This is a genomic window from Polaribacter sp. Z014, from assembly GCF_023555435.1.
In the GTDB taxonomy this organism is placed as follows: domain Bacteria; phylum Bacteroidota; class Bacteroidia; order Flavobacteriales; family Flavobacteriaceae; genus Polaribacter.
Window position 1 is genome coordinate 69975 of sequence record NZ_JALCZP010000003.1, and the last position, 20078, is coordinate 90052.

The following is a 20078-nucleotide window of genomic DNA, read 5'->3' on the forward strand; positions in this document are numbered from 1 at the left end:
GAGACAAACGTTTTGTTATTTCGAAATGAGCTTTTTTGCGATTGAGAAACCTCATATACATCGTCAATATCCTTTTACAATGAACATTTGATACTTAAATACTCAACAAATCATCATGAATAAATTCATACTCTAAAACCTCCTGGACTTTTTTAGAGCTGATAATTTTCCATTCGTACACTTCATTCTCTTCAAATTCGGGTACTTCAAAATCGTTACTTAATTTTGCTATTGTATAAAATTCTCTCCTTGTTGGATGGTGATTAGAACACGCATTAAAAGTTTCATTCCAACAATCTTGAGCGATGATTTCATGAATAATTTCAATACAATCTTCTTTATGAATCATATTTACAAATCCTTTTGGTTGCGGAATTTTTCGTCCGTTTTTAAACCAATTACAAGGTTGTCTTACATCACCAAACAAACCAGCAAAACGAATAATTGTAGTTTCGAAAAAAGTATTTTCTCTAAATAAATTTTCAATTTCTGTTAACGGAGTTTTTAAAACTTCATCTTCTTCTGTCATTACTCTATTCAATCGTCCATAGACACCAGTAGAACTGATAAAGATTACTTTTTGAATTTCAGAATTTTCAATTTGTGAAATTAAATTCTCAAAACCATCCACATCTTTAGACGTAATAGCAATAATTAAAATATCTGTATGCAAGAAATCATCAAACTCTTCAAATTCGGAAATATTAACAAGATAAGGTTCAATATTATTCATTTCTAAAAGTTCTAATTTCTCTTCTGTAGTAGTAGACCCTTTTACAAAATAACCTTCATCTAACAATGAAATTGCTAAAGACTTACCTAACCAACCACAACCTAAAACACTTATTCTCCTCATAAAACTGTATCAATAAACACAAAGATACATCCGTTTATTTTAAGGTTTTGTTAACGTTTACAGTATTTTGAAATTGTAATTTTGAAAATCAATTAAAACCTAAATAACCTATAATTATGAATAAAATTATACTATCATTATTTGTAGCCATTTTTACTTTTACCGTAAATGCACAAATAAAAACACCAGCACCTAGTCCTTCTCAAAAAATAGAACAAAAAGTAGGATTGACAGAGGTAACTTTAGAATACTCTAGACCTGGAATAAAAGGGAGAACTATTTTTGGAGATTTAGTTCCTTTTAATGAAGTATGGAGAACTGGCGCAAATGAAAACACTAAAATTACTTTTTCTACAGATGTAACCGTTAATGGTAAAGATTTAAAGAAAGGAACGTATGCACTATACACAAAACCAGGAAAGGATTCTTGGAACGTATATTTTTATGCGGATACAACCAATTGGGGGAATCCTGCAAAATGGGATGATGCTAAAGTAGCTGCACAAGCAAAAGCGACTCCACAAACAATGCCTATGAAAATAGAAACTTTTACGATGACATTTGATAACATTACAAATAGTTCTGCTGTTTTAGGTATTTTATGGGAAAACACATATGTAGGTTTAAAGTTTGAAACACCAACAGAATCTTTAGTTTCTAAACAAATTACCGCTGTTATGAACGGGCCTTCTGCAAACGATTATTATGCATCTGCATCTTATTATTTAGAAGCTGATAAAGATATTAAAAAAGCACAAACGTGGATTGACAAAGCTATTGAAATGACTGCTGATGCACCAAAATTCTATTTTTTACGCAAACAAGCATTAATTCATGCAAAAGCAGGAGATAAAAAAGGAGCAATTAAAGCGGCTAAAGAATCTTTAAAATACTCAGAAAAAGCGGGAAATGCTGGTTATGTAAAAATGAACAAAGCATCTTTAATAGAATGGGGAGCGATGTAAATTGATTTCCTATTTTAATAAATTTTAAAAATCTCAAGTTATCACTTGAGATTTTTTTTATGGTCTATTTTTCTAAATGCTCCTCAATATCTTCAATATGATGTTGCAATGCTCGTATGGAAATCTGTAATTCCTTTATCAATAATCCAAGAGAAATCATTAATAAAATTAATGCAAAACCAAATACCCAAGCTGCCAATATCTTTAAATGTACATAAATTAAAAACATGGTTACCACACAAAATAACAAACTAGAAATCCCGAAAATTTGCATCCACCTGGTTAAGTTTAAACGCAATTTTAAATTTTTAATTTGTCTTAGTAAAGAATGATCTTGCTTTTCTAAATAAATATCATGTAAATTTCTAATCACTGCTGCATACGCCAAAAAACGGTTCGTATATGCCAACATAATTAAAGATATTGCAGAAAATAAAAGTGCTGGTGTTGTTAATGTTAATTCTTCCATATAAAGATCAAATTTAAGAAATAATCAACATCCAGTAAAAGAATAAAATTTTAATTTTTATCATTTAGATAACTAAAAATCTAGTATTTCTAAACCCAACAAAAATAGTACATTTGCCACATGCGAATAGATATTATTTCAGTTGCCCCAAATTTATTAGAAAGTCCGTTTAATCATTCTATAATTAAACGCGCAAAAGACAAAGGTTTAGCAGAGATTATTATTCACGATTTACGTGAATACGGCTTAGGGAATTACAAACAAATAGACGACACTCAATTTGGTGGTGGCGCTGGTATGGTAATGATGATAGAACCGATTGCTAATTGTATTAAGAAATTGCAATTAGAAAGAACGTATGATGAAGTTATCTATATGACTCCAGATGCAAAAACATTAAATCAAAGAACAGCAAACACACTTTCTTTAAAAGAGAATATCCTTATTTTAACAGGACATTATAAAGGTGTAGATCAAAGAATTCGTGATAAATACATTACTAAAGAAATTTCTATTGGAGATTATGTTTTAACTGGCGGAGAATTAGCTGCTGCAGTTTTAGTAGACGCAGTTGTACGTTTAATTCCAGGGGTTATTGGAGACGAACAATCTGCACTTACAGACTCTTTTCAAGACAATTTGTTATCGCCACCAGTATATACAAGACCTTCAGAATTTGAAGGGATGAAAGTTCCTGATGTATTATTGTCTGGTAATTTCCCTAAAATAGATGATTGGAGAAGCGACCAAGCTTATGAAAGAACTGAAAAAATAAGACCAGACTTATTAAAGTAGTTGTAATATATAAGAAAAAGCACTTTTTAAAAACAATAAAAAATAATGGTTATTAGTTTTATCAACAAAAAATAATGACTACTTTTGCAACCGCTAAATTAACCTCTGACGAAAAAATCGTGAATGTTGCTTTACAAAATCAATTAAATTATAATATTATGGAAGCTTTAGTAAAGTTTGTACAAGACGAATTTGTAACTAGAAAAGAATTTGCAGAATTTGCAGCAGGAGATACAATCACTGTTTATTACGAAATTAAAGAGGGAGATAAAGTACGTACTCAGTTTTTTAGAGGTGTAGTTATTCAAAGAAAAGGAGTTGCAGCTTCAGAAACATTTACAATCAGAAAAATGTCTGGTACTGTAGGTGTAGAAAGAATTTTCCCTGTAAACTTACCTTCTATTCAAAAAATTGAAGTAAACAAAAGAGGTAAAGTACGTAGAGCTCGTATTTTCTACTTTAGAGGTCTTACTGGTAAGAAAGCTAGAATTACTGAAAAAAGAAGATAATTTCTTTTACATAAAAGTATTAAAAAGCGTTGTGAGAAATCACAACGCTTTTTTTAGTTCACAAATGTTTATAACTACGGTTAATAAAATGTTAATAATCAAAATGTTAAAAACCAAATAGAACTGTAGATTATTTGTATATTTATATCAGAATTTACAAAGTAATTGAAAATTGTATGTAAATACATAAAGCAACGTTCTTTATATACTATTGTTATCAGAAAAAAATAAACAAGAATTTCTTCTTATTTGAAAAAATAACATAGAAAATCAAAGCAAGATTTACGCATTGTGTAAATAGTAACTAAATCGAGGCAAGTTTAATTTTTAATGATTACAATCGAAACATTCATAAAAATTTTAAAAATAGCAGCATGCTTTCTTAAAATTAAGGATGTTTCAAAACTGAAATAGTAATAAGTAATTTCTTTCTAAAAAAAGAAATATAAAAGGAAACTTTTATTTAACCTTGTAGCAATACAAACAGTACAAAAATACTATTTCGAAAAAGCCATATCACTGCAAGAAATTGTATGATATGGCTTTTATTTTGTTTTAAACTCACATTCTTAACAATAACGTAACTTTATTATTAAATACTCATAAAAATGATATAATTAATGGTAATTAATCAACAAAAGTGTCGTTATTAATTCATAAATTTGTTCGACTTTTTTACGAAAAGCATTTCGTTAAAAAACAAATAACTTATAAAAAAATATCTCAAAATGAGTAAAATAGCTAAAATTATATACACAAAAACTGATGAAGCTCCGGCTTTAGCAACACGTTCTTTCTTACCTATAGTAAAAGCTTTTACAAAATCTTCTAACATAGAAATTGAAGTAAAAGATATCTCTTTATCTTCAAGGATACTTGCTAATTTCTCAGAATATTTAACTCCAGAACAAAAAGTAGAAGATGCTTTGGCTTTTTTGAGTGATTTTGTTAATAAGCCAGAAGCTAACATTATTAAATTACCTAATATTAGTGCTTCTGTTCCTCAGTTAAAAGAAGCAGTCTTAGAATTACAAGAAAAAGGATATGCACTTCCAAATTATCCGGATGAAATAAAAACAGATGAAGACAAAGCTGTATTAGCACTTTATAATAAAGTAAAAGGTTCTGCTGTAAACCCAGTTTTACGTGAAGGTAATTCTGACAGAAGAGCACCAAAAGCAATAAAGAATTATGCGCGTAAAAACCCACACTCTATGGGTGCTTGGTCTGCAGATTCTAAAACACATGTTGCAACAATGACAGAAGGAGATTTTAACAATAATGAAAAATCTGTAACTGTAAAAAATGCAACATCAATAAGTATTGTTCATATAGCAGAAAATGGAACTAAAACCATTTTAAAAGAAAAATTAGATCTACTAGACGGAGAAATTATAGATGCTACTATAATGAGTAAAAAAGCATTAATTGCTTTCTTAGAAGAACAATATGAAGATTCTTTAGATAAAAATGTGTTGTTTTCTTTACACATGAAAGCAACGATGATGAAAGTGAGTGATCCAATAATTTTTGGTCATGCTGTTCGTGTATATTTTGCAGATTTATTTAAGAAACACGGAAAAACTTTTAAGAAAATTGGTGTAGATGTAAACAATGGTTTAGGAAACCTACTTTCTAAACTAAGCGAATTACCAAAAGAAAAACGTGATGAAATTAGACAAGAAATAAGATATGCTATAGATCATGGTCCTGAATTAGCTATGGTAAATTCTGAAAAAGGAATTACTAATTTACATGTACCGTCTGATGTTATTATAGATGCTTCTATGCCTGCTATGATTAGAACTTCTGGACGCATGTGGAATGCAGATGGAAAATTACAAGACACCAAAGCTATTATACCTGATAGTGCTTATGCAGGTATTTATTCTGCAACTATCAATTTCTGTAAAAAACATGGTGCTTTAGATCCTACAACTATGGGAACTGTTCCTAATGTTGGTTTAATGGCTCAAAAAGCAGAAGAATATGGTTCTCATGATAAAACTTTTGAAATAGCAGCTGACGGAAAAGTAGTTGTTATAGACGCTTCTGGAAAAACACTTTTACAACATACTGTTGAAGAAGGAGATATCTGGAGAATGTGCCAAGCGAAAGATTTACCAATTCAAGATTGGATTAAATTGGCGGTTACAAGAGCGAGAGTTTCTAGTACTCCTGCCGTATTTTGGTTAGATAAAGATAGAGCTCATGATGCTGAAATTATTAAAAAAGTAAAAAAATATTTACCAGAACATGATACTTCTGGATTGGATATTAGAATTTTATCTCCAATAAAAGCAACTGAATTCACTTTAGAAAGAATTGTAAAAGGAGAAGATACTATCTCTGTTTCTGGAAACGTTTTACGTGATTATTTAACAGATTTATTTCCAATATTAGAAGTTGGTACTTCTGCTAAAATGTTATCTATTGTTCCTTTAATGAGTGGTGGTGGATTGTTTGAAACTGGTGCTGGTGGTTCTGCTCCAAAACATGTTCAACAATTTTTAGAAGAAGATCACTTACGTTGGGATTCTTTAGGTGAGTTTTTAGCACTAGCCGTTTCTTTAGAGCACTTAGGTACTTCTAATGATAACTCTAAAGCCTTAATTTTAGCTGAAACGTTAGATGAAGCTACAGATAAATTCTTAGAAAATGATAAATCTCCTTCAAGAAAAGTTGGTGAATTAGATAACAGAGGAAGTCATTTCTACTTAGCAACCTACTGGGCAGAAGGATTGGCTGCACAAGATAAAGATGCAGAATTAAAAGCTGCTTTTTCTAAAGTTGCAACTGAATTAAAAAATAACGAAGCTAAAATTGTAGCTGAATTAAATGAAATTCAAGGAAATGCTGTAGATATGGGAGGTTATTATTTACCAAACGAAAATTTAGCTGATGCTGCAATGAGACCAAATTCTACTTTAAATATTATTTTAAACGCTATTTAGATTTCTAAATACAAATATTTTAAATAAAAGCCGATGTATAAACATCGGCTTTTGTTGTTTATAAATCTTATATAAAATCATTAGTGTCCTATAAAAAATATAAGACCTCTTCGCTTTTAGAATCAAGAACCAAGACTTTACTCTAACCACCTGAAAAACCAATCTAACTTAAACTAAAATTAGTCTACCTTTTCTCAATAAAATTATTTCAAAAAAGCAAGGGTATCATTTATAAAATACGTGAAGCCCCTTATTTTAAAAGGGATTAATAATCTAAAAAAAAATAATCGGACACTAAAACTATAAAATATTTATTTTTTTACATTATATTAAAAATTAGTATTGTATTTTTGTTTATTATTTATTTTAAATCATTAAACAAAATGTTTTATTTGAAAAAACTACTTTTCGTAACACTATTATTATTAAGCATTACTGCTTTTTCTCAAGAAAGATATACAATTAGTGGTACTGTTTATGACGATAGTAATAATGAAACTTTAATTGGAGTTTCCATATACTTTCCTGAATTAAACTCTGGAACCACAACCAATCAATATGGGTTCTTTTCTATAACCCTACCAAAAGAAATATACAAAATACAGGTAAGTTATATTGGTTTTAGTACTATAATGGAAACGATCAACCTAAAAGAAAAAACATCTAAAAACTTCTACTTAAAAGAAGAATCTGAAAATTTAGATGAAATTATTATAGAAGGTAATGTAGAAAACTTGAATGTGAGAACACCTCAAATGAGTGTTAACAGACTTACATCTGCAACTATAAAACAAATACCCGTTGTATTGGGAGAAGCAGATATTATTAAATCTTTAATCTTATTACCTGGAGTTACAAGTGCGGGAGAAGGCGCTTCTGGTTTTAATGTAAGAGGTGGTGCTGCAGATCAGAATTTAATTTTATTAGACGAAGCAATTGTTTTTAATTCGTCTCATTTATTTGGATTTTTCTCTGTTTTTAATCCAGATGTAATCAAAGATGTTAAACTATATAAAGGAGGAATTCCTGCAAAATATGGCGGAAGATTATCGTCTGTTTTAGATATTTATCAAAAAGAAGGAAACAGTAAAGAGTTTAAAGCAACCGGAGGAATTGGTTTGGTTTCTTCTAGATTATTAATTGAAGGTCCTATAAAAAAAGAAAAAGTATCTTTCTTAGTTGGCGGAAGATCTTCTTACGCTCATTTATTCTTACCGCTTTTTGATAATGATAACACCGCTTATTTTTATGATTTAAACACAAAGGTAAACTACCGAATAAATGACAGAAATAGTATTTTCTTTTCTGGTTATTTTGGAAAGGATGTTTTTGGAATTAGTGATAGCTTTGTAAATGAATATGGAAATAAAGTAGGAAACCTGCGTTGGAATCATCTTTTTTCTGATAAATTATTCTCTAATTTATCTTTAATTTATTCTGATTATTTCTATGGATTAACGCTAGATTTTGTTGGTTTCGAGTGGGATTCTGGTATTACAAACTACAATCTGAAATACGATTTTAATCATTACATTAATAATAAATTTAAATTGAGTTATGGAATAAACAATATCTATACAAAATTTAATCCAGGAGAGATTTTGCCAAATAGAGAAGATTCTGGAATTGTTCCTGAAAAATTAATGGACAAATACGCCAATGAATTTGCTGCCTATATAGATGCTGAACACAAAATTAGCGACAAATTAAGATTGCAATACGGAATTCGTTTTAGCAACTTTACAAGATTAGGACAAGATGAATTAAATGTATACGCCAATGATGAAGCTGTAATTTATAATGAAGAATTTAAAAAATATGAATCTGCAGAGGCAATAGATACAGAATCTTTTAATAGAAGTAATGTTATTAGAAGTTTTAACAACTTTGAGCCTAGAATTTCTATGTCTTACATTTTAGATAATCATACGTCTATAAAAGCAAGTTACAATAGAATGGCACAGTATTTACATTTATTATCTAACACCTCATCTCCTACTCCATTAGATGTTTGGACGCCAAGTGGAAAATATATAAAACCTCAACTTTTAGATCAATATGCCGTTGGGTATTTTAAATCCTTAAAAAATGGTGATTATTCCATAGAAACAGAAGTATTTTATAAAGACATTCAAAATAGAATAGATTACATAAATGGGGCCAATTTAATTGCTAATAATGAAATTGAAACCGTAATTTTAAACGGAAAAGCAAGAGCTTATGGCTTAGAATTCTTACTTAAAAAGAACGCCGGAAAGTTTAAAGGTTGGTTTGCTTATACATTATCTAAGTCAGAACAATTAACACAAGGAAGAACGGCCACCGAACCCGGAATTAACAGTGGAGAATGGTATAATACTCCGTATGATAAAACACATGATTTCTCTATAAATGCAAGTTACGAGTTGAATGAGAAATGGAAATTCAATACTAATTTTGTTTTTCAAACAGGACAACCTACAAATTACCCTGTAGGTCAATATGAAATACAAAGTTTAAATGTACCAATTTATGATGATAATAGAAGAAATGCAGATAGATTACCTGCTTATCATCGATTAGATGTTTCTGCAACCTTAACTCCTGAAAAGAATAAAAACAGAAAGTGGCAAGGAGAATGGGTTTTTGGAATTTATAATTTATATGGCCGTCAAAATGCAGCATCTATAAACTTTACACAGAATGATGAAACCTACAGAAACGAAGCGATACAAACTTCTATTTTTGGTTTAGTGCCTTCTGTAACCTATAATTTTAAATTCTAACGAGGGGTTTAAACTCCTTGAAAATAAAATATATAAAATGAAAAAACAATTTATACTTCCTTTTTTATTTATATTACTTTTTTCTAATTGTGAAAAAGTAATAGAGGTTGATGTTCCTTCTATTGAACCAAAATTAGTAATTGATGCTAGTTTTGAAGTATTCTTTGATGAAAACCCGGTAACAGCAAATACCACTGTAAAACTAAGTTTATCTGCAGATTATTTTGAAGATGAAATTCCCCCTGTTACAAATGCTACCGTTACTTTAACTAACTTATCTGATAATACTATAATTCCTTTTGTAGACACAAATGCTGATGGGAATTTTAAACCTATAAATCCTTTTATTCCTGCGGATGATATAACGTATGAATTGACTGTTATTTATGAAAACGAAACTTATAAAGGAAAAGCTACAAAAATAAAATCTACCGTTATTAATACTATTACACAAGGAGATGATACCCTTTTTTCTGATGACGAAATAGAGTTGAAAATTTTATTTTCGGACAATATAGAAGAAGATAATTACTATCTTTTTAATATTGATACCTATAATTTTGTTAATATTGAAGACACCTATTTTAATGGATCTAAATATAATTTTTCTTATTTTTATGAAGACGAAAATATTGAATTACCTAAAGAAATAGAGGTCAAATTATCTGGAATATCTAAAGAATATAACACCTATTTTTCCATTTTATTAAATCAAAGTGGAGAAAGTGGTGGTGGTCCGTTTCAATCTGCTCCAACCTCTTTGTTAGGAAACATAATTAACACCACAAACGAAACTAATTTTCCTTTAGGCTATTTTCATATTTCTGAAACAGATACTTTTACTATAAATTTAATAGATAAAGAATAGTTATTAAAAAATTAAGGGATTTAACCCCCTAGTTAAAATATCACAAAGTCCGTTTGCGTTAGGGATTGAAACCTTTCGACTTCGCTCAAGACAAGCTCTATCCTTTTTTTTTATTATTTAGATTTCTGTATTTCCTATAAATAATACCTAGAAATTGATTAGGGAAATGTTAAAATAAATGTAACCCAAAAAAAAGATATAGTGGAAAGCCCGTTAAAACGCCCAAAAAATAATTAAAAATATAGCTAAGAATTCAGTATTTTTGGCCAATGACATTTATTAAAACAACCGAACAAGATTCTAAGTACAATCATCTAGAAAAGATGTCTGTAACAGAACTTTTAAGCAACATAAATAACGAAGACAAAACGGTACCTTTAGCTGTAGAAAAAGCATTACCACAAATTGAAGCTTTAACCGTACAAATTGTAAATAAATTACAAAACGGAGGGAGACTTTTTTATTTAGGAGCAGGTACTTCTGGCAGATTAGGTGTTGTAGATGCCTCTGAATGTCCACCTACTTTTGGTGTTTCTCCTCAATTGGTTGTTGGTATTATAGCCGGCGGAGATATTGCTATTAGAAACGCAGTTGAGTTTGCCGAAGATTCTACGAACCAAGGTTGGTTAGATTTACAAGCGCACAACATTACTAATAAAGATGCTGTTGTTGGTATTGCGGCTTCGGGTACAACGCCTTATGTAATTTCTGCTTTAGAAGAATGTAATAAAAACAATATTATAACGGGTTGTATTGCTTGTAATAAAAATAGTCCTTTAGGGCAAGTTGCAAAGTTTCCTATAGAAGTTATTGTGGGACCAGAGTTTGTTACTGGAAGTTCTAGAATGAAAGCCGGAACTGCACAAAAATTAGTTCTAAACATGTTGTCTACCGCTACCATGATTCAATTAGGAAAAATTAAAGGGAATAAAATGGTAGACATGCAGCTTTCTAACAATAAACTGGTAGAAAGAGGCCAAATAATGTTAGCTAAAGAATTAAATATCGACCAACAGAAAGCAAGTGAGTTGTTAATTAAATTTGGTAATGTTAGAAACGCTATTAAAAATTATAAAAAATGAGTACTAACTATGACTTATTAGGAAAAGGTTTAAAGTATTTAAGTATTTTACTTTTCCTTTTTATAGCTTCTCCCATAACACTTACTATGGGGTTTAAAGCTTTAAAAAAGTTTGATAATACACCTAAAGAATATCTTGCTTATCTTATTTTATTGGCAGCAGCTATCTTAGTTGTTTTTACTATTTACTTTGCTTTTAAAACGTTTAATATTCTACTTAAAGCCATTTTTAATAATTAATGAGCAATCAAAAGACTGACGGAATTATAATAATTCTCTCTTATCCTGACACGGTTGTGAGACCTGCTTATTGGGAGCCTTCAAGTAAAATTTGGCCTCTAATTGGTATTGGAGGCAAACATGCTGTACAGGCTGGACACGCAGCCTTATTATTGATTAAAAAAGAAGAACCTGAAATTAGTTATTTCGATTTTGGTAGATATATTACCACCTATAGTAACGGACGGGTTAGATGTAAAAAAACAGATCCGGAACTTGAAGTTTCTATAAATGCTAAATTTAAAAATGGAACCTTAACCAACTTAAAAGATATTTTACTTTGGATAGAAAAGCATCCAGAAAAAACGCATGGTGACGGCAGATTAGTAGCTAGTGTTCATAATGAAATTGACTTTAGCAAAGCGCATCAATTTATTCATCAATTAATTGATGAAAAAGAAATTCCTTATGGTGCTTTTATAAAAAAAGGAACCAATTGTGCCAGATTTGTAACGGATGCTATTATTGCTTCTTCTTCAAATAAAAAAATTGGTCAACAACTAAAAAAGTCGAATCTATTAACACCGAGTCCTATTGGAAATGTTATTAAAGGAAATACAAACAACATAATTTATACCATTTATAAACAAGAAATTAAGGTTTATAAAAATAGATCCATTCTAAAAGAATACAAAGCTTCTTTTTTTAAGAAATTTAATAATGAACCTAATTTAATTGGCACAGAACACCCGAATATAAAAGTTTTTGAATTAAAAAAAGGAACTTGGCTAGGTGGAATTGGAAGTGGTGCATGGTTTAAAATTGAACAACAAGTAAATCTTGAAATATATAAAATAGCCAGATATACAGCCAAAGGAAAGAAAGATTTTGAGGCTTTATTTTCTATAAACAAAACCTGCTTTAACCCATCAATTGCTCATAATTTTATGCATCCTACCAATTGTAAAGAGGTTTTTATTCAACAAAAAGATAAAAAGTACTATTTTAAAAAAAATATTTAACTCTTTATGCATGTACCTTTTTAGGTGTTGTAGGGTTGTAACCAAAATCTGTATTTGGCAACTCAATTCCTAATTGGTAAACGATATAACCAATACTTGCAAAATGATGAGTTGTATGGCTTTGTGCCTGCATTAACATTGCTGCAATTGTATAATTAGCAGTTACTTTGCCCAAGCCCATATCATCAGAAACCTTAATTACTGTATTATAATCTTCTTCTGATATTTTTTTAAGTTGATGAATTACAGTTTCAAAATATTCGATTCCTAAACTGGTTTCTTTTTCTGCACATCCATTTCGTTCTCTCACAGACAAATCTATAAACTTAGTATCTAACCCTTTTATTAGACAAGAAAAAACATCTAAAATATGACGCATATGGCAACCAATACTAGCATTATAGGGAGCCACAGAGTTGTTTGAATATTGTTCGTCTGAAATATTTTTTAATAATTGAATCCCTTTTTGTAAATTTTGCTCAATCGCTTTAATCATAAATTACTTGTTAAGTGTTTTAAGTCGTTAAAATAACACCAAATTTACGCGTTCTAAAATATTATTACTAAAATAATCATAAATACCTATATATCAACTTTATAAAATTAATTATTCACCAAATTACAAATAATTATAATAGTACTATAATTTTATGGCACGTTGTTTGAATATATTATAATCAAATACGGATGCTGAAAAGTATATTAGAGTAAGCAAAACCCTAAAACCATACATTATGAAAAAAGGTGTACTTATATTAATAGGAATGTTCTTAATTGTTACAACTATTAAAGCGGAAAACAACAAAGAAATACCTAACACAATTGGGTTTAATTACTCATATAACAATTCTGTAAATTTTGAAGAACGAGGTGTTGAATTCTTCATCTTTACCAATGGTGAATTTGATTTTAATACACACTATAATTCTTATGAAAACCAAAGGGGTATACAAATAGCTAGAGATTACAGGGGAAGAATTGAAAGAATTGGAAACTCTTTTATAAACTATGATAGCTACGGAAATGTAACCAGAATAGGAAACGTTTTTATGAGGTATTATAGAGGAAAACTAACCGATGTTGGTAATTTAAAAGTGAGATATGACCATTGGGGAACCCCTAGGTTTTACGGAAACGTAAAGGATAATTACTATAACTATAATGGTGTAAGATTTAACTTGAGTATTGGAGACATATTTGATTACAACAATTCTTATTTTTATCACAGAGATTTTTCTAGAAATTATTCTAGAATAAGAGAAGACAATCACTACTTTTATTACAGAGCAAATACAAATGCTAAAATTGGTAACAGAAGTCAAATTTTAAGACGAAGAAAACCAGCTTCATCAATATCAAATAAAAGGCCAAATACCATTACTAGAAGAAGTAATACTACTTATAGAAAACCTAGTACAATAGACACAAGAAGAAGTACTAATACTACCACCAGAAGACCCTCTACTGTAAATACGAAAAAAAGTATAGACAGAAGAAGTAGTACAAGTACCTCTAGAAGACCTACTAACGTAACTAGAGGAAATACAACTTCAGAAAAACGAAATAGCACCAGCACTAGTAGAAAACCTACTACCGTTAAAAGAAGCACAAAAAACACGGAAAGAACCGCTAGCAGTAGAAGAAATTAAATATGGTATTTACGCGTAAATTACATTCCGAATATTTTTATAAAATTGTAATTTAATTATTTAAATATCAACATATTGAATAAGAAAAAGCTGTAGTTAAAACCTCATTTCCAAACAGAAATGAGGTTTTTTATTGTATTTATATTTTTAGATTGAATAGCATTATTTAACCAAAAACGTTGTAAAAACTTAAGCCCTTTTGGTCTAAATAAGCCCAAGGTCTTTGGCAATAGCTACTAAATGCGCTGGGTTATTAGCATTAAAATGTTCTTTTAAAAGCTTTAACCTTTTTTCAATAGCACTAATGCTAGAGGGTTTAATTCCTTTTTCTTTTAATTTTTTACTGATAGCTTCTTGAAGCAAACCTTTAGATAAAAATTCTATTAAAAAAATATCAGCATCAGTAATTTCAATGGTTTTTTTAGGGTGAATAGTTGTATTTAATTCGGGAGAAATATAAAATTGATCTGAGCTAGAAACGAAGTCTATCGCTTTTTTTAATTCTTTTAATCCATTACGATTCTTCCAAATATAGGCTTGAATTTTTAAATTCTTATATAAATTCTGAATTCGATATGATTTATCTTCCACAGAAAAAACAATGATTTTTAATTTAGGAAATTCTTGCCTTATTTTTTCTATAAGTTCATCGCCCGATTTTAATTCTTGAGGAGTTCCATCATTCTCAAAAGATAAATCAGAAATAATTAATTGGTAAGGAGTACCCATTAAAAAAGCATTTTTAATTTTTAAAAAAGCTTCATCGCAATAAGAGATATAATCTACCTCTTTTATGTTAAGCCCTTCTAACGCCATTTTAATTCCGCTATTAATAACATCAAAATCTTCTACAACTAAAACTTTTTTAAACATTCTTAATTTTTAAAATGAATATTTACTTTTAAACCTTTGTTAGGCTTATTTTCAAAGTTAATGATTCCATTAATAGTTTTTATACGGGTTTCCATATTTTTAAGTCCATTTTTAAAAATAATTACATCTTCTTTAAATCCTACTCCATTATCTGCATAGCTAATTTCTACATTATGGTTTGTTTTCTTGCAAGCCAAAACTACTAAACTTGCTTTGCTATGCTTTTTCATGTTTACAAAAAGCTCATTAAAAACTCGATACATAACAATCTGTTTGCCTTTCTTTAAATTATTTAAATCTAAACAAGACAAGTCTTTTAATATAATTTTACAACTATCAGAATTATAACTTGCTACTAGATTTCTAAAATATTTTTCAAAATTAGCCCCCGTTTCAATAGAGTCATTTTCATGAGAAATTGCCCGAGTTTGAAGATATATTTTATCTAAATCATTTATAATTTCTTCGGAATTAATTTCAGGATTTTGAACTTTTGTAAGTGTATTATAAATATCGTTCCCTAATTCATCATGTAATTTTTTTGCGATCCTTATTTCTGTATTATAACTTTCTTGTAAAATTCGTTTTTTGTGTTGTTCTTTTCTTCTATAAATTAAAAACAATAAACCAGAAGTTAAAAATACTCCAGAAATTAAAATGTTTTTTTTCTGACTTTCTTCTTGTTCTGCAACTAACTTATTTTCTATGGCAAGTGTTTTAAATTTCAGTTTTTCCTTTTCCTCTTCTTCATAATTGTATTTAATTTTAGCAAATTTATATTTTTTTTGGGTTTCTACTTCTTTTAAACTATCTCTTAACCGAATACTTTCTTTATAGTACTTAATAGATTTTTGAGGAGTTTGAAGTGTTGTAATTATATCTATAGCATCTATTTGATCTTGTGGGTTTTTTTCTGTTTTAGACATTTTGTACATCTTATTCGCATAAAATAATGCTTTAACCTTATTCTTTTGAAAATAGAATTCCGACAAATGACTGTAACTTGCTATCAATCCATAACTATCTTTTTCTTTATTTCTAATGAATTCTGCTAATAAAAAATCTTTTAAAACAGTATCCTTAGAATTATATAACCATTTAGAATATGCTAAATTATCAATAACTTTGGCTTTGGTTTTTTGATTTGTTATGGAGTCTTTTAATAAATTTTCTAGCATTAAAATTGACTTAGAATAGTCCTTTAGTTCTTTATATACAATAGAAATATTATTTTTTATTGATATTTCAAATCGATGAGAAGTATTATAAAATAAAGCTTTTTTATAATTATATATTGCCTCTGTAAATAGTTTTTGTTTTTTAGAATTTATGGCCAAACAATTATATATAGAAGTCATTAATAATTTGCTCGTACCATTTAGATATTTTAAACCTTTAATACCACTTATATCACTATTTGTATAATCTCCAAAATCAGATTCCAATATCGCTTTGTTTAATAAAGCTTTTGCTAAGCCAATACTATCTTTTTCTAATAAATAAAATTTTATAGCATTATTATAGCTATAATAAGAGCTATCTTTTAAATTACTTCTGCCATAATACAGCCCTAACCTATAATGTGATGTAGCTATTTGAGTGTTATTATTATTTAATTTTGCTAAATGAAGCAATTTTTTAACAAGTAAAACTGCTTTTTTATTTTCCTTTAACCTTCCTAACTCACTTGCTTTTTTAGATAAGCTATCATACGTACTATTATTAGATTTTTCTTGAAAACAAAACAAGTTATTATTTAAAAAAAAGATAAAAAATAAGAGGAATAAAATTTTTAATTTCATTCCTCTAAAATAATACTATTCAATACTTTTTTAATTATAAAATAGGAATTTAATTAACGAATTTCCCTCATTTTATTCTCCTGCAGGTAGTTGATCTTCTTCACCTCCTGTGGCAGAAACCTCTACCTTTAAAGGTTGCTTTTCTAAGTTTTCATCTAAATCTGTACAAGATGTAAATACACTGTTTGCAAATATTATTACAACTACTAAAAACACTTTTTTCATGTTACTTTCTTTTAAAAATTAAACAATAGTGTTGCTCTCCGAATTTTTAGAATTCGGCTTATTTGTTATTCACAACACATTAAAATTTAAAAGAGTCGCGCGCCTCTTTAACGGGAAGTTGTAGCATGAAATAGCGTTATAATTTTGTTTTCCCAATCAAAAAAACACCACTATGTCATTCTTATTTTTAGTAATAATTTTCTTTCATCTTTTAAAAAACTATTACTACTGCAAATATCTGAAGTGTTTTAAAGCTTGTTATAACCAAGGTTTAGACAATTTATAACCAGTCCAAAATTGTCCATTTTTAGACAGTTTTAATCATATTCTGTCTAAAATGTCTATTTTTGGACAACCAAATAACCAACGATGATTAAAGCTCTTGTGACTGAATTTTTCAATGAAATTGAAAAAAAAGAACTAAAGAAAAATAAAAATGCACAGGCCACTTTTTGGGTAGAAGAACTACAAGAGGTTGGTTCTAATGATAAAAATTATATCAGTGTAAGAAAAGCTACACGATTATATAATAAGTACATTGAAGAAAGAGAGCAGGTAATTGTTAAAGAGCCAAATAAATACATTTTAGACTTTATGGCTCAGTATTTAGGTTGGACAGACTTTGAAGCATATCAATCTAAAAAAGAATCACCAACTGAGATTACTGAAGAAAATGGAAATATTATTTCTAAAGTTATTAAAAAGGAATCAGTGCTAAAAAAACACAAGAAAAAAATTATTGGAAGTTCTATTTTAATCCTTTTTCCTGTATTATTTATTTTTAATAAGTACAATACAAACAATACTGAAATGTGTATTATGTGGAATGAAACTCATTTTGAAAAGAGTAATTGCAGACTAAAAAACACCATAGATAATTCTTTTTATAATATCAATATCGAAAATTTTAAAAAAATTAAAGTCACCAATAAAACGCCGTTTTTTAAAAATGGAAAGCCATTAATTTGGTATGGAAAATCATCCAACAGAAAAATGGAGTATTTTACACAAAGAGGTATTCATCCAGAGACTTTGAAAGAATTAGATCCTATTACAAAATATATTATCGATAAATATGTTCTCACTGAAAAAAGTGCTAAAACGATTACAAACTAGAAAGAGGGCATCTAAAAAACAATAAACCTTGTCATACTGAACATATTTTAGCATCTCAATACAATGATAATCAAGTACTATTAGAACCTAAAAAAAAATAGGTTAACAAAAAAAAAAGCAGCTAATAAAATTAGCTGCCTTTTGTAAAATATAATTTCGAAAAATTATCGAATTAACTTTCTATATTTAATTCGTTTTGGCATTAAATCTCCACCCAAACGTTTCTTTTTGTTTTCTTCATATTCAGAGAAACCACCTTCAAAGAAATAGACTTCACTATTCCCTTCAAAAGCTAAAATATGTGTACAAACTCTATCTAAAAACCATCTATCGTGACTAATAACTACACCACAACCAGCAAAATTTTCTAGACCTTCTTCTAATGCTCTTAGTGTATTTACATCCAAGTCGTTTGTTGGCTCATCTAACAGTAAAACGTTTCCTTCTTCTTTTAAAGTCATAGCTAAATGCAAACGGTTACGCTCTCCACCAGAAAGCGCACTTACTTTTTTATTTTGCTCACTACCAGAGAAATTAAAACGACTTAAATAAGCACGAGAATTTACTTGCTTACCGCCCATCATTACTAAATCTTGACCGTCAGAAAAGTTTTCCCAAATTGTTTTTTCTGGGTCGATGTCTGAATGTGCTTGATCTACATAAGCTATTTTAGCAGTTTCACCTACATTAAAGCTTCCTGCATCCGGAGTTTCTTCTCCCATAATCATTTTAAAAATAGTAGTCTTACCTGCTCCATTGGGACCAATAATACCTACAATTCCTGCTTGCGGAAGATTAAACTCTAAATTATCATATAACAACTTATCTCCAAATGCTTTAGAAACACCTGTTGCTTCAATAACATTTGTTCCTAAACGTGGTCCATTAGGAATATATATTTCTAATTTTTCGTCCGTTTGTTTTTGGTCTTGACTCATTAATTTGTCATAATTTTTCAAACGTGCTTTTTGCTTTGTTTGACGACCTTTTGCTCCTTGACGAACCCAATCTAATTCTCTTTCTAATGTTTTTTGATGTTTAGAGGCAGTTTTGCTCTCTTGTGCCATTCGCTTAGATTTTTGATCTAACCACTCAGCATAATTTCCTTTCCAAGGAATCCCTTCTCCTCTATCTAATTCAAGAATCCAACCTGCAACATTATCTAAGAAATATCTATCGTGCGTTACCGCAATTACAGTTCCTTTATATTGTGCTAAATGGTGCTCTAACCAGTGTACAGATTCAGCATCCAAGTGGTTGGTAGGCTCATCTAATAACAAAATTTCTGGTTCTTGTAATAACAATCTACATAAGGCAACACGTCTTTTTTCACCACCAGAAAGCACTCCGATTTTCTTATCAGAATCTGGAGTTCTTAAAGCATCCATTGCTATTTCTAATTTGGTATCTAACTCCCAAGCATTAGCTGCATCAATTTTATCTTGCAAAACTGCTTGTTGTGCCATTAGTTTATCCATCTTATCTGCATCAGAATAGACTTCTTCCAAACCAAACATGTCATTTATTTTATTGTATTCCTCTAAAATTGCAACCGTTTCTGCAACTCCTTCTTTTACAACTTCTAAAACTGTTTTCTCTGGATCTAATTGTGGCTCTTGTTCTAAATACCCAACCTTATAACCTGGTGCAAAAGTAACATCTCCTTGAAAATTCTTTTCTACACCTGCAATAATTTTTAATAAAGTTGATTTTCCTGATCCATTTAAACCAAGAATACCAATTTTTGCTCCATAGAAGAAGCTTAAATAAATATCTTTTAAAACTTGTTTACCTGTTGATTTATAAGTTTTAGACAACTTATTCATCGAAAAGATTACTTTCTTATCGTCGCTCATTTGTATAATATATTAAAAAATTGAAAATTAAAGGTTTTTAAGCAATTGCCTAAA

18 protein-coding genes are annotated in these 20078 nt (G+C 29.2%); 11 read left to right on the plus strand and 7 right to left on the minus strand.

What is annotated here, in order from left to right; genetic code table 11:
* Positions 1-94 precede the first annotated feature (94 nt).
* Entirely contained in the window at positions 95-856 is a 762-nt protein-coding gene (locus tag MPF19_RS05715) for an NAD(P)-binding domain-containing protein (RefSeq protein ID WP_203394708.1), read from the minus strand.
* Positions 857-972: 116 nt separating this feature from the next.
* Here MPF19_RS05715 and MPF19_RS05720 point away from each other — a divergent pair, with 116 nt between their 5' ends.
* Positions 973-1821 carry a DUF2911 domain-containing protein gene (locus MPF19_RS05720; RefSeq protein ID WP_249987153.1) on the plus strand — a complete coding sequence of 283 codons (849 nt, stop codon included), beginning with the start codon at positions 973-975 and terminating at the stop codon, positions 1819-1821.
* Between the two features lie 64 nt (positions 1822-1885).
* Here MPF19_RS05720 and MPF19_RS05725 read toward each other — a convergent pair whose 3' ends face one another.
* The gene (locus MPF19_RS05725) at positions 1886-2290 is read right to left on the minus strand and encodes a DUF2721 domain-containing protein (protein WP_203394710.1); all 405 of its coding nucleotides are present in this window, start codon (positions 2288-2290) and stop codon (positions 1886-1888) included.
* Between the two features lie 120 nt (positions 2291-2410).
* Here MPF19_RS05725 and trmD point away from each other — a divergent pair, with 120 nt between their 5' ends.
* The 8 genes from trmD to MPF19_RS05765 all read left to right on the plus strand — a co-directional run bounded on the left by trmD (position 2411) and on the right by MPF19_RS05765 (position 12503).
* Entirely contained in the window at positions 2411-3085 is a 675-nt protein-coding gene (gene trmD, locus MPF19_RS05730; protein WP_249987154.1) for a tRNA (guanosine(37)-N1)-methyltransferase TrmD, read from the plus strand.
* 158 nt (positions 3086-3243) lie between these two features.
* Positions 3244-3594, plus strand: coding sequence for a 50S ribosomal protein L19 (rplS, locus tag MPF19_RS05735; protein WP_203394740.1), 351 nt, complete (start codon positions 3244-3246; stop codon positions 3592-3594).
* Positions 3595-4322: 728 nt separating this feature from the next.
* Complete coding sequence (locus MPF19_RS05740) at positions 4323-6548, plus strand: NADP-dependent isocitrate dehydrogenase (protein ID WP_249987155.1); 2226 nt, start codon at positions 4323-4325, stop codon at positions 6546-6548.
* Between the two features lie 383 nt (positions 6549-6931).
* Positions 6932-9313, plus strand: a complete 2382-nt coding sequence (locus tag MPF19_RS05745; RefSeq protein WP_249987156.1) for a TonB-dependent receptor — start codon at positions 6932-6934, stop codon at positions 9311-9313.
* A 37-nt stretch (positions 9314-9350) separates the two neighbouring features.
* A complete protein-coding gene (locus MPF19_RS05750; protein WP_203394714.1) occupies positions 9351-10181 on the plus strand; it encodes a DUF4249 family protein in 831 nt (276 codons plus the stop codon).
* A 269-nt stretch (positions 10182-10450) separates the two neighbouring features.
* Positions 10451-11263: an N-acetylmuramic acid 6-phosphate etherase gene (murQ, locus tag MPF19_RS05755; protein WP_249987157.1), complete on the plus strand. Its 813-nt coding sequence runs from the start codon at positions 10451-10453 to the stop codon at positions 11261-11263.
* Positions 11260-11502 (plus strand): DUF6095 family protein, encoded by a 243-nt coding sequence (locus MPF19_RS05760; RefSeq protein ID WP_203394716.1) that lies wholly within the window; start codon positions 11260-11262, stop codon positions 11500-11502. Before murQ ends, MPF19_RS05760 begins: the two co-directional genes overlap by 4 nt.
* Positions 11502-12503 (plus strand): DUF6695 family protein, encoded by a 1002-nt coding sequence (locus MPF19_RS05765; RefSeq protein WP_249987158.1) that lies wholly within the window; start codon positions 11502-11504, stop codon positions 12501-12503. Before MPF19_RS05760 ends, MPF19_RS05765 begins: the two co-directional genes overlap by 1 nt.
* Positions 12504-12507: 4 nt before the next feature.
* On the opposite strand, the gene MPF19_RS05770 is transcribed toward MPF19_RS05765, so the two are convergent.
* A complete protein-coding gene (locus tag MPF19_RS05770) occupies positions 12508-12999 on the minus strand; it encodes a DinB family protein (RefSeq protein WP_249987159.1) in 492 nt (163 codons plus the stop codon).
* A 238-nt stretch (positions 13000-13237) separates the two neighbouring features.
* Between MPF19_RS05770 and MPF19_RS05775 the strand changes: the two genes are divergently transcribed.
* Positions 13238-14152: a hypothetical protein gene (locus MPF19_RS05775; RefSeq protein WP_249987160.1), complete on the plus strand. Its 915-nt coding sequence runs from the start codon at positions 13238-13240 to the stop codon at positions 14150-14152.
* Positions 14153-14356: 204 nt separating this feature from the next.
* Here MPF19_RS05775 and MPF19_RS05780 read toward each other — a convergent pair whose 3' ends face one another.
* The 3 genes from MPF19_RS05780 to MPF19_RS05790 all read right to left on the minus strand — a co-directional run bounded on the left by MPF19_RS05780 (position 14357) and on the right by MPF19_RS05790 (position 17052).
* Positions 14357-15025: a response regulator gene (locus MPF19_RS05780; protein WP_249987161.1), complete on the minus strand. Its 669-nt coding sequence runs from the start codon at positions 15023-15025 to the stop codon at positions 14357-14359.
* Between the two features lie 2 nt (positions 15026-15027).
* On the minus strand, positions 15028-16773 hold the full coding sequence (locus tag MPF19_RS05785) for a sensor histidine kinase (protein ID WP_249987163.1): 1746 nt from the start codon (positions 16771-16773) through the stop codon (positions 15028-15030).
* Positions 16774-16899: 126 nt separating this feature from the next.
* On the minus strand, positions 16900-17052 hold the full coding sequence (locus MPF19_RS05790) for a hypothetical protein (protein ID WP_249987164.1): 153 nt from the start codon (positions 17050-17052) through the stop codon (positions 16900-16902).
* Between the two features lie 369 nt (positions 17053-17421).
* Between MPF19_RS05790 and MPF19_RS05795 the strand changes: the two genes are divergently transcribed.
* Complete coding sequence (locus MPF19_RS05795; RefSeq protein WP_249987165.1) at positions 17422-18168, plus strand: hypothetical protein; 747 nt, start codon at positions 17422-17424, stop codon at positions 18166-18168.
* 164 nt (positions 18169-18332) lie between these two features.
* Here the strand turns inward: MPF19_RS05795 and ettA are convergent, their stop codons facing one another.
* Positions 18333-20024 (minus strand): energy-dependent translational throttle protein EttA, encoded by a 1692-nt coding sequence (gene ettA / locus MPF19_RS05800; protein WP_249987166.1) that lies wholly within the window; start codon positions 20022-20024, stop codon positions 18333-18335.
* Positions 20025-20078: the final 54 nt, after the last annotated feature.

Bases quoted from the DNA above. Each gene is read 5' to 3' on its own strand.
- MPF19_RS05715 (WP_203394708.1), bottom strand. From the start codon at position 856: ATGAGGAGAATAAGTGTTTTAGGTTGTGGTTGGTTAGGTAAGTCTTTA.
- MPF19_RS05720 (WP_249987153.1), top strand. From the start codon at position 973: ATGAATAAAATTATACTATCATTATTTGTAGCCATTTTTACTTTTACC.
- MPF19_RS05725 (WP_203394710.1), bottom strand. From the start codon at position 2,290: ATGGAAGAATTAACATTAACAACACCAGCACTTTTATTTTCTGCAATA.
- trmD (WP_249987154.1), top strand. From the start codon at position 2,411: ATGCGAATAGATATTATTTCAGTTGCCCCAAATTTATTAGAAAGTCCG.
- rplS (WP_203394740.1), top strand. From the start codon at position 3,244: ATGGAAGCTTTAGTAAAGTTTGTACAAGACGAATTTGTAACTAGAAAA.
- MPF19_RS05740 (WP_249987155.1), top strand. From the start codon at position 4,323: ATGAGTAAAATAGCTAAAATTATATACACAAAAACTGATGAAGCTCCG.
- MPF19_RS05745 (WP_249987156.1), top strand. From the start codon at position 6,932: ATGTTTTATTTGAAAAAACTACTTTTCGTAACACTATTATTATTAAGC.
- MPF19_RS05750 (WP_203394714.1), top strand. From the start codon at position 9,351: ATGAAAAAACAATTTATACTTCCTTTTTTATTTATATTACTTTTTTCT.
- murQ (WP_249987157.1), top strand. From the start codon at position 10,451: ATGACATTTATTAAAACAACCGAACAAGATTCTAAGTACAATCATCTA.
- MPF19_RS05760 (WP_203394716.1), top strand. From the start codon at position 11,260: ATGAGTACTAACTATGACTTATTAGGAAAAGGTTTAAAGTATTTAAGT.
- MPF19_RS05765 (WP_249987158.1), top strand. From the start codon at position 11,502: ATGAGCAATCAAAAGACTGACGGAATTATAATAATTCTCTCTTATCCT.
- MPF19_RS05770 (WP_249987159.1), bottom strand. From the start codon at position 12,999: ATGATTAAAGCGATTGAGCAAAATTTACAAAAAGGGATTCAATTATTA.
- MPF19_RS05775 (WP_249987160.1), top strand. From the start codon at position 13,238: ATGAAAAAAGGTGTACTTATATTAATAGGAATGTTCTTAATTGTTACA.
- MPF19_RS05780 (WP_249987161.1), bottom strand. From the start codon at position 15,025: ATGTTTAAAAAAGTTTTAGTTGTAGAAGATTTTGATGTTATTAATAGC.
- MPF19_RS05790 (WP_249987164.1), bottom strand. From the start codon at position 17,052: ATGAAAAAAGTGTTTTTAGTAGTTGTAATAATATTTGCAAACAGTGTA.
- MPF19_RS05795 (WP_249987165.1), top strand. From the start codon at position 17,422: ATGATTAAAGCTCTTGTGACTGAATTTTTCAATGAAATTGAAAAAAAA.
- ettA (WP_249987166.1), bottom strand. From the start codon at position 20,024: ATGAGCGACGATAAGAAAGTAATCTTTTCGATGAATAAGTTGTCTAAA.